Origin of the sequence: Streptomyces griseus (assembly GCF_900460065.1) — a bacterium.
In the GTDB taxonomy this organism is placed as follows: Bacteria; Actinomycetota; Actinomycetes; order Streptomycetales; family Streptomycetaceae; genus Streptomyces; species Streptomyces griseus.
On record NZ_UAVD01000019.1, the window covers coordinates 14,657 to 30,983 of the forward strand.

Annotated in this window: 13 protein-coding genes and 1 pseudogene; 2 read left to right on the forward strand and 12 right to left on the reverse strand. The window is 72.5% G+C overall.

Going from position 1 to position 16,327, the window contains the following annotated elements; all coding sequences use genetic code 11:
- Nucleotides 1-79: 79 nt before the first annotated feature.
- Nucleotides 80-313 (reverse strand): hypothetical protein, encoded by a 234-nt coding sequence (locus DTB53_RS08735; protein WP_003966039.1) that lies wholly within the window; start codon nt 311-313, stop codon nt 80-82.
- Between the two features lie 83 nt (nt 314-396).
- The gene (locus tag DTB53_RS08740) at nt 397-936 is read right to left on the reverse strand and encodes a hypothetical protein (protein WP_012378890.1); all 540 of its coding nucleotides are present in this window, start codon (nt 934-936) and stop codon (nt 397-399) included.
- A gap of 112 nt (nt 937-1,048) precedes the next feature.
- Between DTB53_RS08740 and DTB53_RS08745 the strand changes: the two genes are divergently transcribed.
- Nucleotides 1,049-2,059, forward strand: a complete 1,011-nt coding sequence (locus DTB53_RS08745; RefSeq protein WP_012378891.1) for a YdcF family protein — start codon at nt 1,049-1,051, stop codon at nt 2,057-2,059.
- A 118-nt stretch (nt 2,060-2,177) separates the two neighbouring features.
- Entirely contained in the window at nt 2,178-4,475 is a 2,298-nt protein-coding gene (locus DTB53_RS08750; protein WP_012378892.1) for a FlgD immunoglobulin-like domain containing protein, read from the forward strand.
- A 41-nt stretch (nt 4,476-4,516) separates the two neighbouring features.
- Here DTB53_RS08750 and DTB53_RS08755 read toward each other — a convergent pair whose 3' ends face one another.
- The 10 genes and pseudogenes from DTB53_RS08755 to DTB53_RS08800 all read right to left on the reverse strand — a co-directional run bounded on the left by DTB53_RS08755 (nt 4,517) and on the right by DTB53_RS08800 (nt 16,099).
- Nucleotides 4,517-5,821, reverse strand: a complete 1,305-nt coding sequence (locus tag DTB53_RS08755; protein ID WP_012378893.1) for a hypothetical protein — start codon at nt 5,819-5,821, stop codon at nt 4,517-4,519.
- 203 nt (nt 5,822-6,024) lie between these two features.
- On the reverse strand, nt 6,025-7,404 hold the full coding sequence (locus tag DTB53_RS08760; protein WP_012378894.1) for a hypothetical protein: 1,380 nt from the start codon (nt 7,402-7,404) through the stop codon (nt 6,025-6,027).
- Nucleotides 7,405-7,407: 3 nt separating this feature from the next.
- Nucleotides 7,408-7,602, reverse strand: a pseudogene (locus DTB53_RS37975) (hypothetical protein); the annotation flags it as partial.
- Nucleotides 7,603-7,758: 156 nt separating this feature from the next.
- Complete coding sequence (locus DTB53_RS08770) at nt 7,759-9,171, reverse strand: GH1 family beta-glucosidase (protein ID WP_012378895.1); 1,413 nt, start codon at nt 9,169-9,171, stop codon at nt 7,759-7,761.
- A gap of 35 nt (nt 9,172-9,206) precedes the next feature.
- The gene (locus tag DTB53_RS08775; RefSeq protein ID WP_003966046.1) at nt 9,207-10,193 is read right to left on the reverse strand and encodes an ABC transporter ATP-binding protein; all 987 of its coding nucleotides are present in this window, start codon (nt 10,191-10,193) and stop codon (nt 9,207-9,209) included.
- Nucleotides 10,190-11,194: an ABC transporter permease gene (locus DTB53_RS08780; RefSeq protein ID WP_012378896.1), complete on the reverse strand. Its 1,005-nt coding sequence runs from the start codon at nt 11,192-11,194 to the stop codon at nt 10,190-10,192. Before DTB53_RS08780 ends, DTB53_RS08775 begins: the two co-directional genes overlap by 4 nt.
- A gap of 62 nt (nt 11,195-11,256) precedes the next feature.
- Nucleotides 11,257-12,237 carry an ABC transporter permease gene (locus tag DTB53_RS08785; protein ID WP_003966048.1) on the reverse strand — a complete coding sequence of 327 codons (981 nt, stop codon included), beginning with the start codon at nt 12,235-12,237 and terminating at the stop codon, nt 11,257-11,259.
- A complete protein-coding gene (locus tag DTB53_RS08790; RefSeq protein ID WP_012378897.1) occupies nt 12,234-13,328 on the reverse strand; it encodes an ABC transporter ATP-binding protein in 1,095 nt (364 codons plus the stop codon). Before DTB53_RS08790 ends, DTB53_RS08785 begins: the two co-directional genes overlap by 4 nt.
- 28 nt (nt 13,329-13,356) lie before the next feature.
- A complete protein-coding gene (locus DTB53_RS08795; protein WP_012378898.1) occupies nt 13,357-15,036 on the reverse strand; it encodes an ABC transporter substrate-binding protein in 1,680 nt (559 codons plus the stop codon).
- Between the two features lie 88 nt (nt 15,037-15,124).
- Nucleotides 15,125-16,099, reverse strand: coding sequence for a LacI family DNA-binding transcriptional regulator (locus DTB53_RS08800; protein WP_012378899.1), 975 nt, complete (start codon nt 16,097-16,099; stop codon nt 15,125-15,127).
- Between the last annotated feature and the right edge of the window lie 228 nt (nt 16,100-16,327).

Sequence of the window (16,327 nt, forward strand, 5' to 3'; positions counted from 1 at the left end):
GACCGGGAGACTCCGGGCACGGAGAAGGGTGGGGCGGCGGCCCTTCGGCCGCCGCCCCACCCTTCCGTTCCCAGCCGGTTCAGCTGAGCTTGGCGCCTTCCACGGTGCTCGTGACCGTGCCGGCGGTGGAGGTGGTGGCCCCCGCCGCACCGTCGACCAGCGTGCCGAGCTCGCCGACGTTGTCCAGCGCGCCCAGGCTGACGGGCGGCTCGGCGGCGTGCGCGGTGTCCCCGCCTCCCGGGGGCGGGGAGATGGCGGCGATGACCGCTCCGGTGGCGAGGGTGAGGGCGGCGAGTACGCTTCGCTTCTTCATGACGGGTTCAACGGCCCGGACCCCGCAAAGGGCACGCCCCGATCGGGGATCACCGTCCCGGGCGGGGTCCGCCGCCGCCTCCGTCACCGGACGGCGGAGGCGTCGTCCGCGCGGCGCAACTCCCCGGCCGCCAGCACGAGGGCGGCGGCGGTGGCGGACAGGAGCCCCGGGATCACGAACATCATCCGGCGGCTGCTCGGCAGCAGGGCGAGGTACTCCTCGCGCGTCAGCTCGACCGCCCGGTCCGTGGGCACCGATGTGTCGTGGGCGACGTAGCGGCCCTCGCGCGCCTCCGCGTCCTGGAGCCGCTGGTCCCCCGCCGCCACGAACCCCAGCACGATGATGACCGCGCTGGAGGCCAGCAGGAATCCGAGCCCCGCCCGCACCCTGCCGGGCAGGCAGCGGAACGCCTGCCACTGCGCACTGCGATCCGCACCGGTCGCGAACTGACGTGCCAGGGCGGCCAGGAACAGCAGCAGGGCCAGGCAGAAGACCGCCACCATCGGCCACGCCGGCTCGAACAACGGCAGCGCGCCGGGGAGCCAGGTGAGCGCGGCCAGTACCAGGGCGGCGGCACTCAGCGCGGCCGCCGCGCCGCCGTGCAGTGTGAAGCTCCGTCTCATGGGGCGGAGCCTCGCACAGGGGCCGGCCACCGGCCGCCCCGCCCCCCGCCGGGGCCCGGTTCCGCACACCCTCGCCGTCAACGGCTCCCGGAGTGCTGCCTAGTCTGTGCTCATGCTCGTCTACGCCCCGGCGGCGCTCCTCTTCCTCGTCTTCTGCGTGAGCGTGCTGCGCGAGCGCCGCAAGTTCAGCAACGCCGTCGTCCTCGGACTCGCCGTGCTCTGCGCGCTGGCCGGTCTGCTGTACCGGCTGGTCGACTCCGGCTCCGTCTCCGCGCCCGTCGTGGTGTGGTCGCTGCTGGGCCTGGGGGCGGTGGCGGTGCTCGTGCTGACGTGCTTCCTCTTCCTCAACGGCGTACGCATGCTGCGCAAGGAGGGGAGAAGTCCGTCGAACCTGCTCTCCCTGCTGGCCGCACTGGCCATCCTCGCGGTGGTCGCCCTGCTCGCCATCGCCGCCGCCCTGCGGACACCGGTGCTGATCGGCGTGGCGACGGCGGCCGGCGGGCTGGCGGTCTACTTCTCGTTCCTGTTCCTCTGCTTCGTCTGCTACGCGTTCCTGTACGGGCGGCTGCGGGTGCGCCGCAAGGCCGACTTCGTCGTCGTCCTGGGCTCGGGGCTCGTCGGCGGGTCCACCGTGCCGCCGCTGCTGGCGAGCCGGCTGAAGCGGGGTCAGGCGGTCCACGCGCGGCTCTCCCGGCGCGGCGGGTCCCCCGTGCTCATCACCTCGGGCGGGCAGGGGCCCGACGAGGACCTGCCGGAGTCGCACGCCATGGCCGACCACCTGGTGGCCGAGGGGTTCCCCGAGCACCTCATCGAGCGGGAGGACCGGTCGACGAACACCGAGGAGAACCTGCGGTTCAGCAAGGCGATCATGGAGAAGGCGAAGCCCGACTACCGGTGCGTCGTCGTCACGAACAACTACCACGCCTTCCGCGCCGCCCTCACCGCCCGCCGGGTCCGCATCCGGGGGCAGGTGGTGGGCTCTCCCACGGCCGCCTACTTCTGGCCCAACGCGACGCTCCGTGAGTTCACCGCGATCCTCGTGGACTACCGGCGGAGCAACGCGGTGATGTGCGGGCTGATCGTCCTCGGCGGCGTGGCCGCGTGGTGGGTGAGCCTGCGGTAGCGAGCGCTCCGTATCACTACTTCCGCATGTTTCGGTCACAACTCCCCCACAGGTGAATAAGCTTGATCGCGTTCGCATCGCGGATGCGCACCATCGGTCAACTGACAAGGGGGGTCAGGTGTCCCGACACCTGTACACGAACAGCCGCGCAGGCAACCGCCGTACCGGACGGGCCGCGGGAGCGGCGGCCGTCGCGGTGGTGCTGGCCGCGGGGCTCGCCACCGCGCTGCCGGCCACGGCACACGCCGCCGGGGCGGAGGCGGCCGAGATCCTGATACCCGCGCCCGACGCGTTCGGCGAGGGGCCCGAGAAGATCCTGGCGACCGGCAGGTACGGGGTACTGCACCGGGAGGGCGACGACTACCTCTGGACGAACTCGTACAACAGGCGGACCAGGGTCGTCACCGAGCTCGCCGAGGTGCCGGAAGAACTGCTCGTGGGCGGCCACGACGAGCACAACCGGGCCATCTACACGCGGCAGCGTGCGGACGGCGGGACGGACGTCGTACGGATCGGCATCGAGGACCCCGCCTTCAACAGCACCCTCACGGTGCCCGCCGGATACCTCAACCCGCGGTTCGCGGCCGGCTGGGTGGTGGTCACCGTCGACAAGGGCGACGGGACGTACGAGATGCGGGTGGCCCGGGGCGGGGCCCCGTCGGCGGACCCCGTCGTGCGGCTGCCCGCCGGCGCCACCACGGACGCCCGGCCCGTGGTGCTCGGCGCCCAGGGCAGCGAGGTCCTCATCGGCTACCGCCTCGCGGACGGCTCCCCGGGCTACGGCATCCTCACCGCGTACGACGGCCGGGTGAAGCCGCTGCCGGTGACCGGTGACGCGAGCAGCTTCCGCATCACCCAGATGAACGTCAGCTGGTTCTCGCGGAACGGCAGCGGGGGCCAGGGCCTCCGCATCCTCCCGCGCAGCGGCACGGGCACGCCCGAGGTCGTCCCGCTGGACACCCGGTCCCCGGACAGCGAGGTCACCGCGTTCGTCGTGGAGGACAGCGTCGTCTGGCACGAGGGCCTCGGCGGCCCGCTGCGGCTCACACCGCACGCCGGCGTGGACACCGAGCGCACGCTCCTGCCCACGGTGGAGTTCGCCCAGCTCCGGGCCGAGGGCTACGGGGACGTGCTGGCGCTCGGCAAGGACGCCGACGGCAGGCGAGCCATCCACGTGTTCACCCAGGACGGCAGCGGAACCGTCTTCGACCTGGTGATGCGCGAGGTCCCGAAGGTCAGGACGGCGGACGGCGAGATCGGGGCCCTGAGCCTCGACCGGGGGCGGCTGCGGTACGTCAACTCGCTGGCCGGGAAGGACACGTTGCACGGCAAGGCCGTCGGGACCGGCCTCGACCCGGCGGAGGGCGCCCGGCTCGCCGACTTCCCCGGTCTCGCGGCGGGCCGGTTCACCGACGGCACGGACGAGGGTCTGGCCCGGCTGGTCGCCGACCCGGCCACCGGCAAGGACACGCTGGTCACGGGCGACGACCCGGAGCGGCCGTCCCAGGGCCTGGTCCTGCCCGGCACGGGCGGCCGCATCCTGGACGCCTCACCGGAATTCGTGCTGTACGAGGCGGGCGGCCGGCAGTACGTCGTCGACACCGCCCGCGACCTCGTCGTCCGCGACCAGCCGGTGCAGGGCGCGGCGCTGGACGGGGACCGGCTGATCAAGTCGGCCCCGGGCAAGCCCGGCACGGTGAACGTGGTCGACCCGCGCTCCGGGCGGGCGACCGGGAGCCATGACCTGGGCGTCGACTGCGTGCCCTCCGAGCTCCAGGCCGCCGGCACCCTCGTGTACTGGAGCTGTGCCTCGCAGGACGCCGCGGGCGTGTACGACACGGCGACCCACCGGGACTTCCCCGCACCGGTCTCCGGAGTCCTGCTGGGCGACCGGTTCCTGGCCGCGCGCGAGGCGTCCGGGGAGCTGCGCCTGACCGCTCTGCGGCCCGACGGGTCCACCGGCGACCTGGGCACCGTCACGGGCGTGAAGCCGCCCGCGACCGGCGACGGCCGGGGCTCCACCTGGACCCTGGACCCGGCGGCGGGCAAGCTCGCCTGGGTCGGGACGGACGACACCGTGCACGTCACCGCCCCGCAGCAGGCCGTCTCCCCGCTCGGCGTCGGCCACAGCACCGTGCCCGCCACCTCGGCGGGAGCGTGGAGCGCCGCATGGTGGCTCTCCAAGCCGGCCGCGTCCTGGAAGGTGACGCTGGTGCGCCGCTCGACCGGCGAGACCGTCCGCACCTGGACGGGCGAGGACACGCGGGGCGCGGTACGGGTGGACTGGGACGGTACGTCCGCCTCCGGTGCCCCGGTCCCGGCCGGCGGCTACACCTGGCGGCTGACAGCGGCCCCCTCGGACGGCTCGGGCCCGGACGCCACGGCCTCCGGCACGTTGCGGGTCACCGCCGGCTGAGCCCCGGCCCGCAGGCGAGTGGCGGGCTGCGGGCGGCGGGCCTAGGGAGTGTCTCCCGCCTGCGCGGTGGCTTCCCGCGCCTGGCTCCGGCGGTCGAACGCGCCCCGGGCCGCCGCCCGCAGCCGTACGTAGAAGGGATGGTCCTGGTCCGTCTCCCACAGGTGGAGATAGACCAGCATCTGGTTGATCACGGTGTCGTACTCGATCAGCGTGCCGGACGCCGAGCCCGCCGCCGCGTCCCAGGCGACCAGCTGCGCCTGCTGCTCGGGGGTGATCTTGCCCGCCGCCGCGAAGGAGTCCGCGTACTTCTTGAGCTTGCCGCTCTGGCCGCCGTACCCCAGCTTCTCCTCCAGCATCCTCTGCTGGAACTCGCTGAACCCGTCCCCCTCGCCGAGGTCCTGCCGCAGGCCGGCGAGGACCTGCTTGCGCTCCTCGGCCAGCGCCGCGACCTCGGCGACGGTCGCGCCGGACCGCACCAGTTCCATGACCGGGCTGCTTCCGAACGCCTGATGGGCCGCGACGTGGGTCAGCTCGTGGGCGACGTGCCCGAGCATGAAGGAGGATCCGCCCCTGGCCTGGGTGTCGACGTTGAAGGTGAACGCGGGGTCCTCACCGGCGGCGGTGGTGAGCTTCATCCCGGGCATGCCGCCCCGCGGGTACTGCTTCACGGTCACCAGGTCCACCACGGCCATCAGTTCACCGATGACCGCGCGGGTCTCGTCCGGCAGACCGGCGTCCCCGCGGAGGGCGCGCAACCGGTCGATGAAGCCGTCCATCACGGTGGTGAAGACGGGCCCGGACATGCGCTGCGACGCCTTCTGCGCCTCGCCGGCCGGGAGGCGCCGGTCCATATCCGGGTCCTCGCCCCCGGCCACCATCCGGTCGATCTCGGCCAGCAGCCCGTGGAAGACCGCTTCGGCGTCGAGTGCCGACTGCGCCTCCCGGGCCTGGTTGTTGAGCCGCTCCACCCCGTCGACGCGGTCCCCTTCACCGGACTTGTGGGCGACGTAGGCCTCGCAGGCCGCGACGATGTCCTTGAGGGCGTACAGCCGCGCCACCTGACCGCCGTCCGGCAGGGCGTAGAACGCGCGCAGCGCCTCGTCCACCCTGCCGATCTCCGAGGCGTTCCGCTTGGCCCCGAAGCGCTTGGTGCTCTGCTTGAACTCGTCCTCGGACATCATCCGGGACACGGTGATCATGCGGGTCACGGCCGTGTTGCCCAGGGTGCCCTGGAGGCTTCCCGGGGATCGCGGGCCCGGGGAGTCTGCGTCCCGTTCCGCCGCCCGGGCCACGGGGGCGGGCCGCTGCCGGTCGTGGGTCCTGGCCGGAGTCTCGTGGGAGTGCATGGAGTCACGCTAGGCGGACGGGCGGGCCGCGCCCAGGGACGCGAGGGCAGCATCCGGGCGGGCCGGGGCACCGCCCGCTGCCTCTCCCGGACGGACGGCGCAGCCGACAGGCGAAGGGGCGGGCGCGCGGGCGGGCCGACACGCGGGCAGGCGGACCGGCGGGCGCGCGAGCACGGGCCGGTCCGACTGCGGGCGGACCGGCTTCAGAACCCGCCGCCGTCGAAGCCGCCTCCCCCGAAACCCCCGCCGTCGCCGAAGCCGCCGCCCCCGAAGCCGGAGGAGTCGAAGTCGGAGCCGGAGAAGTCGCCGCCGCCCCAGTCGCCACCCGCGCCGCCGCCGAAGTCACCGCCGCCGTACTCGGAGGCGTACGCCGGAGTGGCGAGCATCGATCCGAGCATGGTGCCGACCAGGAGGCCGGGGAGCAGGCCGCCGCCGAAGTAGCCGCCGGCCCAGGGGCCGTACGCCGGGCCCGCTTCCCAGTACGGGCGGCGGTTGCCGTCGCCGACGTCGACCGTGCGGCTCATGGGGTCCTCGCCCCGGGTGAGCCGTGCCTCGTCCGCGCCGCAGACGGGGACCTCGCGGGACGCGCCGCCGGACGGCGTCCAGAGCACGTCGGCGACCGAGGGGCCGTGGCGGGGGTCGAAGAAGCACGGCGGGCGGCGGGCCGGGATCTCCCCGCCCGTGCGGCGGGCCTCCAGGACCGCGAGGGAGTAGCGGCCGTCCTCCAGGGCTCGGGTGACACCGCGGACGTCCGAGGGGTGCCTGGCCCGGTCCATCTTCGACTTGGCGCTCTCGTAGGAGTCCAGGGCCCGCTCGTAGTCGGCGCGCATGGCGTCGTCCGCGCCCTTCTCGGCGGGGTGGAAGTCCAGGCGTTCCAGGGTTTCGCCGTACGCGGTGATGTCCTCGTCGACGACGACCCGGAGCTTGTCGAGCGCGGCGCGCTCCTCTTCCTCCCTGCGGCGCCTGTTGCGGCGGGAGATCGCGTACGCGCCGGCTCCGCCCGCCGCGACCAGCGCGCCGAGCGTGATCAGACCGCCGACCGGGGCTCCGGCCCCGTCCGCCGCTCCGCCGCCGCCGGACCAGGAGGCGGGGGCGCTGCCCCGGGCCTGTTCGACGGCGCGGTCGACGAAGGCGTTCAGCTGGGTGTCGGCGTCGCCGGCGGTGGTGGGGTTCTCCACGGCGGCGGTGAGGTTCTCCACCGCCCGGGTCGGCATGACCTGCGGGTCCGCGCCCGCGTCGAAGCCGTCGCCGAGGCGTATCGCGTAGACGCCGGTGATGCCGGTGTCGCTGCGCAGGGTCTGGAGGAGGCCTTCCTCGGGGAAGGCCGGGGTATCGGGGAGGACGGCCACGAACACCGGCTTGTCGGCGTCCGTGATCTTGTTCTCCAGAGCCTTCTCGTCAGCGGCGGAGAGCTGATCGCGCGCGCCCGGGTCCACATAGACCGGGTCGTCGCGCAGGGCCTGGGCGGCGTCCTGGATGGTCGCGGCGGGCGCGGCCGACGCGGGGGAGGTCGGGGCGAGGGCCGCCGCTGCGAAGATGAGCAGCAGGCCCGCCAGCAGCGCGGGGATGAGCCTTTTCCTCATACTTCACGCTACTCCAGACGGGCGACGAACGCCGTCGCCCGCCCGGGAGCGCCTCTCCTGGGCGGCTCGGTACGCCGTGCGCGGCCGGTCGACCGCCCCGGTCGGATCACCGGTGAGCAGCAGGTGGTCCGCCTCCGCGAACGGCTTCGAGACCTCCTGGGTGACGCCGGTGCCGATCTTCCGCTGGACGAGCAGCCGCCGGGGTCCCCGCCGCCTTCCTCGTGCCGGTCCGGCCGGCCGCGGGGCCGGCCGCCGGTGCCGTCGGGGCGCGGATGGGGGGTGCGGGGCACCTGGGAGCGCTCCCCTCCCGGGACGGAGTCCCGGGAGCGTCGGCGCCGGCGGTGCTGTCGGGCGCTATGCGCGCTCGCGGCGGGTGAGGCGGATGGTGTCCCGGTACCACTTGGCGCTGTCCTTGAGGGTGCGGACCTGGGTGTCGTAGTCCACCCGGACGATGCCGAACCGCTTGTCGTAGCCGTACGCCCACTCGAAGTTGTCCAGCAGCGACCAGGCGAAGTAGCCCCGGACGTCGGCCCCTTGCGCGCGGGCGGCGACGACGGCGGCGATGTGGTCGGCGAGGTAGGCCGTGCGGTCGGCGTCGGGGACGGAGCCGTCGGCGGCGACGGTGTCGTCGAAGGCGGCGCCGTTCTCCGTGATGACGGTCGGGAGGGCGTAGTCGCGCTGCAACCGCACGAGCAGATCGGTGAGTTCGGTGGGGGTGATCTCCCAGTCCATCGCGGTGCGGGGCAGGTCGCGCTCGACCACCCGCGTGACGGGCAGGCCGTCGGCCCCGGTGGCCGAGCCGTCCTCGGTGACGCCGGAGAACCGCATGCCTCGGTAGAAGTTGACGCCGAGGACGTCGAGCGGAGCGGCGATGGCGGCCGGATCGCCCTCCCTGACCGGGAGTTCGATGTGCTGGGCGGCCAGGTCCGCGACGACGTCCTCCGGGTAGCGGCCGTGGACGAGCGGGTCGAGGTAGAGCCGGGCGCCCATGCCGTCGGCGCGACGGCAGGCCTCGCGGTCGGCCGCGCTGTCGGTCTCGGGGGTGGCGGTGCCCAGGTTGAGGGTGATGCCCAGCTCCAGGGGGTTGTTTCCGGCGGCGTCCCGCAGTGCGCCGGCGGCCAGGCCGTGGCCCAGGAGCAGGTGGTGGACGGCGCGCATGGCGTCGCCGAGGTCGCGGCGGCCGGGGGCGTGCACCCCGTGGGCGTAGCCGAGCATCGCCGAGCACCAGGGCTCGTTCAGCGTGGTCCAGTGCTCGACCCGGTCGCCGAGGGCCTCGTGGGCGAGGGCGGCGTACTCCGCGAAGCGCAGGGCGGTGTCGCGTGCGGGCCAGCCGCCCGCGTCCTCCAGCTCCTGCGGCAGGTCCCAGTGGTACAGGGTGATCCAGGGGGTGATCCCGCGCCCCTGGACCTCGTCGACCAGGCGTTTGTAGAAGTCGAGGCCCTTGGCGTTGGCGGGGCCCCGGCCGCCCGGCTGGATGCGCGGCCAGGCGAGCGAGAAGCGGTACGTGTCGATGCCGAGGCCCGCGACCAGCTCCACGTCCTCGGGCATCCGGTGGTAGTGGTCGCAGGCCGCATCGCCGCTCTCACCGCCCTCGACGGCCCCGGGCACCCGGCAGAAGGTGTCCCAGATGGACGGGGTGCGGCCGTCCTCGGCCACGGCTCCCTCGATCTGGTACGCGGAGGTGGCGACGCCCCAGCGGAAGTCGGCGGGGAGCCCCCGTACCGGGGCCGGCCGGAGGAGTCGCTGCGGGATGGGGGCGGGGTTCATCGGTCTCCGTACGTAGGAGGGGAGAGGGGCCCTGGTCAGCTGTGCAGATGGCAGGCGACGGCGCGGCCGGGCCCGTCGGCGGGCGGGGCGAGCAGCGGGACCCGGCCGGCGCACGGGTCGAAGGCCTTGCCGCAGCGCGGGTGGAAGGCGCAGCCGGTGGGCATCGCGGAGAGGTGCGGCGGGGAGCCCGGGATGCCGGTGAGTTCGCGCCGGGGGCCGTGGAGCGCGGGGAAGGAGTGCAGGAGCCCGTCGCTGTACGGGTGGCGGGGGTCGCGGTAGATCTCCGCCGCACCCGCCTGCTCCACGATGCGGCCCCCGTACATGATCGCGATCCGGTCCGAGAACTCGATCAGGAGGGAGATGTCGTGGGTGATGAACACGACCGAGAAGTCCAGCTGTCGCCTCAACTGGACGAGCCGTCGCAGGATCTGCCGTTGCATGACGACGTCGAGCGCGGTGGTCGGCTCGTCCATGATGACGATCTCGGGTTCCAGGGCGAGCGCCATGGCGATCATCACGCGCTGCCGCATCCCGCCGGAGAGCTGGTGCGGGTAGGCGGCGAGCCGGTCGGCGGAGATCCCCACCAGGCCGAGCAACTCAACCGCTCGTTCGGTGCGTTGGCGCTTCCTCAGTTCGGGCCGGTGGGCGGCGAGGACGTCGGTGAGCTGGCTGTGGACGGTGTGCACGGGGTTGAGGGAGTTCATCGCCCCCTGGAAGACGATGGACAGCTCCTGCCAGCGGAAGGCGCGCAGCCGCCGCGGGGCGAGGGAGAGGATGTCGACGCGGTCGCCGCCGGGGCGGTGGTAGTGGACCTCTCCCCCGGTGATGACGCCGGGCGGGGACAGCAGCCGGGTCACGGCGTAGGCGAGCGTCGACTTTCCCGAGCCCGACTCCCCTGCCAGGCCGAGGACTTCACCCCGGTTGAGGGTGAGGTCGATGTCGCGCAGGGCGTGGACGGCGCCCGCGTCGGTGCCGTAGTCGACGTTGAGTCCGCTGATGGTCAGGACCGGCTCGGCGCTCATGGGCGCGGCTCCTTGCTGCTGTGCTCGCGGGGTCCGTCGCCGGTGGACTTCCGGGCGACCGGGGTGAAGCCGACGCGCATCTTCATCTTCCGGGAGGAGCCGGTGGCGGTGCGCAGGCGGGGGTTGACGAACTCGTCGATGCCGAAGTTGATGAGGGCGAGCGCGGTGCCCAGCAGGGCGATGCAGAGGCCGGCCGGGACGAACCACCACCAGGCTCCCTGGGCGAGGGCCTGGTTGGACTGGGCCCAGAACAGCACGGTTCCCCAGTTCCAGTGGGAGATGTCGGCGACGCCGATGAAGGCGAGGGTGATCTCGGTGAGGACCGCGAAGATGACCGTGCCGACGAATCCCGAGGCGATGACGGCGGTGAGGTTCGGCAGGATCTCGAAGAGGATGATCCGGGGCGTCGACTCGCCCGTGGCGCGGGCCGCCTCCACGTAGTCGCGGCGGCGCAGGGACAGCGTCTGGGCCCGGAGGATCCGGGCGCCCCAGGCCCAGGAGGTCAGGGCGATGGCGACGGCGATGACGATGTCCCCGGTCTCGGGGACGAAGCTGGCGACGATGATGATCAGCGGGAGTCCGGGCAGCACCAGGAAGATGTTGGAGAGCGCGGAGAGGATCTCGTCGACGGCCCCGCCGAGGAATCCGGCGCTGACTCCGACGAGGACGGACAGGGCGGTCGCGATGACGGCGGCCAGCAGCCCGACGACGAGGACGCCGCGGGTGCCGACGAGGATCTGCGAGAAGACGTCCTGCCCGGTGTGCGTGGTGCCGAACCAGTGCCCGCCGGAGGGAGGTTGGAGCAGCTGGTCGCTCATCGCGTCGGGGTCGTGGGGGGCGAGCCAGGGCCCGGCGACGGCCAGCAGGACGAAGAACGCCAGCAGGATCAGGCCGGTGCGGGTCTTCCCGCCGCGCAGGAACCGGAGCCGGGCCCGGCGGGTGGGCGCCGCGGGCGGGGGCGCGCCGTCGAGGACGGCGACGTCGGTGGCGGTGACGGACATGGGGCCTCAGGCCTTCCGGGTACGGGGTCGGGCGGCGCGTGCTGCGCGGTCGGGCACGGGGTCTACGCCTCCTTCCGGGTACGGGGGTCGAGGGCGGCGTAGACGAGGTCGGCCAGCAGGTTCGCCGCGAGGACGGAGAGCGTGATGATCAGGAAGACGCCCTGCATCAGGGGGTAGTCCTTGCCGCCGACCGCCTGGAGCAGCTGGAAGCCGATGCCCGGGTAGGTGAAGACCATCTCGACGAGCAGGGTGCCGCCGACGATGAAGCCGAGGGAGAGGGCGAAGCCGGAGATGTTGGGGAGCACCGCGTTGCGGGCCGCGTAGCCGAACATGACGCGCCGCTCGGACAGGCCCTTGGCCTGCGCCACCATCACGTAGTCCTCGGAGGAGACGGTGACCATCATGTTCCGCATGCCGAGGATCCAGCCGGCGACCGCGCTGAGGACGATCGTCACCCCGGGCAGGACCGCGTGGTAGAGGGCGCTGGAGATGAACGGCCAGTCGAAGGCCGGGACGAGCGCGTTGTCGTAGCCGCCGGAGTTCGGGAACAGCGACCACTTCTCGGCGAACAGGGCGATGGCGACGAGGCCGAGCCAGAAGTACGGGATGGAGGAGATGAAGGTGGTGACCGGCAGCAGGGAATCGAGCCAGGAGCCGCGCTTCCAGCCGCTGTAGACGCCGATGCCGGTGCCGAGGACGAAGCTGATGAGGGTGGTCGTGCCGACCAGGGCCAGGGTCCAGGGCAGGGACTGGCCGATGACCTCGCTGACCGGGGTGGGGAAGAAGGTGAAGGAGAGGCCGAGGTCGCCGTCGAGGAGGTGGGCCCAGTAGTCGGTGTACTGCTGCCACATCGACTGCTGCTCGTCGAGGCCGAAGAGGGCCTTGAGCGAGTCGATGGCCTTGGTGTCGAGCTGCCCCTGGTAGCGGCTGAGCAGGGCCTGGACCGGGTCGCCCGGCATGAGGCGGGGGATGAGGAAGTTGATGGTGATCGCGGCCCACGCGGTGACGGCGTAGAAGGCGAGGCGCTGGAGGACGTACTTCACCGGGTGGCCTCCTTCGCGGTGGCGGGGTCGGCCACCGGTTCGGTGCCGTTCGCCGCCGCCCCGTCGTAGAGCCAGCAGGCCGCCCACTGCCCGTCGGACAGGTCGAAGCGCGGCGGCGGTTCGGTGCGGCAGCGCTCCATCGCCTTGGGGCAGCGGGGGTGGAAGCGGCAGCCGGCGGGCGGGGTGATCAGGGAGGGCGGCTCGCCGGTGCCGGTCTCCTCCTGGTCCTCCTCGGCGACGACCCGGTCCGGGTCGGGCGCCGAGGCGATCAGGAGCTGGGTGTAGGGGTGGGCGGGGTGCTGGGTGACGCGTTCGCTGTCGCCGCCCTCGACGATCCGGCCCGCGTACATCACGAGGGTGGTGTCGGCGAAGTAGCGGGCGGAGGCGATGTCGTGGGTGATGTAGAGGATCGCCAGGTGGAGGCGTTCCTTGAGGTCGCGCAGGAGGTTGAGGACGCCGAGCCGGATCGACACGTCGAGCATCGAGACGGGTTCGTCGGCGAGGAGGACCTGCGGGTCGGCGCCGAGCGCCCGGGCGATGGCGACGCGCTGGCGCTGCCCGCCGGAGAGCTCGTGCGGGAACTTGTCCAGGAACTGCTGGGGCGGGGTCAGCTGGACCCGGTTCAGCAGGTCGGCCAGGTTCTGTTCGAGTTCCGTCTCCCCGCTGCCCGCCCGGCCGTGGATCTTCAGGGCGCGGGTCAGGTGGTAGCGCACGGTGTGCACGGGGTTCAGCGAGGCGAAGGGGTCCTGGAAGATCAGCTGGACCCGGCGTACGTAGCGGCGGAAGGACCGGCCGCGACCGGCCACCGCCGGCTCGCCGCCCAGCCGTATCTCGCCCGAGGTGAGCGGATGGAGCTGGGCCAGCAGGCGGGCGACGGTGGACTTGCCCGAGCCGGACTCCCCCACCAGGGCCGTGACGGTGCCGCGTCTCAGTCGGAGCGAGACGTCGTCGACGGCGTGGACGCTGCGGCGTCTGCGGGCGACCAGGTCGCGGGCGGTGCGCCGCAGGGGGAAGTGCTTGGTGACTCCGCGCGCTTCGAGCACCACATCGGTGCCGGACGGCGCGTGCCCGGGGTGATCGCTGGTGGTCATGGCCGGTTCTTCCCGTTCTTCCCCGTGCCTACTTGGAGGAGGGCTTGAGGTTGAGCACGATCTCCAGCGCGGTGGGCTGGGTGTGCTGCGGAGGGGCGTACGGGTTGGCCTCGGTGGGCCAGCCGATCCAGTTCTTCGTGGAGTACTCGGCGCCGATGGGCGCGGCGGCCGTCGGGATGACCGGCGCCTCCTCGACGAAGATCTTCTGGATGGTGTTGAGGGCCTTCGTGCGGGCCGCGTCGCCGGTGGCGTTGGCGTACTCCTTGAGCGCCGCGGTGGCCTCGGGGCTCTTGAAGCGCCCGAAGTTGCCCTGCTGGGAGTTCTTGCCGATGGGCTGGAGGATGGCCCCGTCCATGATGTTCTGGTACATGTCGTAGGGGGTCGCGCCGCTGTTGGTCCAGTGCAGGGTGGCGTCGAAGTTGCCGTTGGCGACGTCCGCGCCCCAGGCCTCGGCGGTCTGCGTCTTGACCTTGGCGTCGATGCCGAGTTCCTTGATGTTGTCCTTGATGATCGCGAGCCCGGTGATGTAGTCGTTCCAGCCGGCCGGGTCGGTGAAGGTCAGCTTCACCGGCTTGCCGCCGGGGTCCTTGAGCACCCCGCCGCTCAGGGTGAACCCGGCCTCGTCGAGCACCTTCTTGGCCCCGGCGACGTCCGGCTTGGTGGTGGCGTCCTGGTACTCGGGGGCGAGGAAGGGCTCACCGGCGGGGAGCGGGATGCCGGTCGGGTTGGTGATCTCCGGGTAGAGCGTGGCCTGGGCTTGGATGTGGATGGCCTTGCGGTCGACGACCATCGCCATCGCCCTGCGCAGCGCCGGGTTGTCGAAGGGCTTGCGGGCGGTGTTGAACCACAGGCCGTGGATGCCGAGGCCGGAGGGGAACCAGAGCTGGTGGTTGTCGGGGTCCTTGTCGATGAACAGCTGCTTGTGGTTCGGCATGAAGACGAAGGACCACTCGACCTTGCCGGTGGCCAGCGCGGTGGTGGCGGCGCTGTTGTCGTTGTACGCGGTGTAGCGCAGCTCCTTGACCTTCGTGGTGCCGTTCCAGTAGCTCGGCGTCGCGGTCAGGGTGGTGGTCTGCGGGGTGAACGTCTTGAGCTTGTACGGGCCCGAGCCGACCGGGTTCCGGTTGGGCCAGGTCTCCGGGTTCTTGACCTTCTCCCAGATGTGCTTGGGGACGATGAAGGTCTGGATGATCTTGTTCTGGTTGACGAACTGGGACTCCTCGAAGGTCAGCACGACCTTCCCGTCCTCGACGGCGATCCCGTCGAAGGGGATGCCGTTCCAGTTGAGCGCCGAGTGCTTCTTGAGGAGGTTGAAGGTGTACTCCACGTCGGCGGCGGTCAGGGGCTTGCCGTCGGCCCACTTCGCCCGCTCGTCCAGGGTGAAGGTGACCTTGGTGAAGTTGTCCTCCCAGGCCCATTCGGAGGCGAGCCAGGGGTCGGCCTTCTCCGTGGGCTTGATCATGTTCGTCATGGCCAGCGGCTCGTAGATCATGTACCGGTAGCCGAGGACCGCGCCCGCCGAGGTGTTGAGGAACGGGTTGCTGTTGTTCGTCTGCGGCCCGTCCGGCTTGCCCAGGGTCAGTACGCCGCGCGCGGCGCCGCCCCCTTTGTCGGCGCCCGAGTTGGCGTTCGAGCAACCGGCGGCGAGCGCCACCACGGCGGTGGCTGCGGCGACCGCTCTGAGGGTGGTGCGACGGCGTGCGGACATGGCGACTCCAGGAAGGGGCTGCCGGGGTCGGAGGAACCCCGGCGGGCGGAAGGGGGCGAAGCGGGGCGCGGCCGGGCGGCCGGGTCCGTCACGGCGCCGAGTGGCGCACGACCAGTTCGGTGGGCAGCACGGCCGGCCGGTCGGGTACGGGCGTGCCGCCGAGGTGGGAGAGCAGCATCCGGGCCGCCGTCTCGCCCATCCGGCGGGTGGGCTGACGCACGGTGGTCAGGGGCGGTTCGGTGTGCTCCGCCATCGGGATGTCGTCGAAGCCGACGACGGCGATGTCGTCCGGGACCCGGCGGCCGGCGGCCCGCAGGGCGCGGAGGACGCCCGCCGCGCTGATGTCGTTGTGCGCGAAGACGGAGTCGAAGGCGACGCCGCGCGCGAGGAGTTCCTCGACGGCGAGCCGGCCGCCGTGTTCGGTGAAGTCCCCTTCGACGACCAGCTCGGTGGGCAGCACGGAACGGAATCCGTCCAGCCGGTCCCGTACGCAGCCGAAGTGCTGGGGGCCGGTCAGGACCAGGGGCCGGGAGCGTCCGGCGGCGTGCAGGTGGCGGGCCGCGGACGCGCCCCCCTCGTGGTTGGTGGTCACGACGGAGGGGAATGCGGGGTGGTGGCCGCGATCGTCGATGAGCACGATCGGCAGGCCGTCGCGGTGCAGTTCGGTGAGGTGGCCGAGGGTGTTCTCGGGCTCCACGACGACGAGCCCGTCGAAGGCGCGCGCGGACACCTGGCTGGTGAAGCGCTGGACGGACTCGGCGCCGCGGTTGCAGGTGAACAGCAGCAGCCCGTAGTCGGCGGCTTCGACGGTGTCGACGACGCCCTGGAGCAGTTCGCCCATCCACGGCCAGGTCAGCGAGGGCACGAGCATGCCGACCGTACGGCTGGAACCGCGGGCGAGGCCGACGGCGCCGGAGCTGGGTACATAGCCGAGCTGTGCGATCACTTCACGAACGCGGGCGGCCGTGGAGCGGTCCACCTCGCCCTTGGTGTTGATGACCCGTGAGACGGTCGTCTTGCTGACGCCGGCCTCACGGGCGACATCGGCGATGGTGACACGCATCCGGGCCTCCACTGGACCAGGCAGGGGTGGGGGAACGAGCAGACGGGAGCAGGGTGGGGCAGCGCGGCGGGCAGAACTGCGGCACGTCCGCCGACGCGTTCGGTACCGGTTCCGGAACCGGTACCGGCGTTGCGGCTGGAGTTAACCGCGCCGATACGGGGCCGTCAATACTTCACGCCGAGATTGGTCCGGGCCCATCTGCCCACCGGGCAGGGAGGGTTGTGCGTT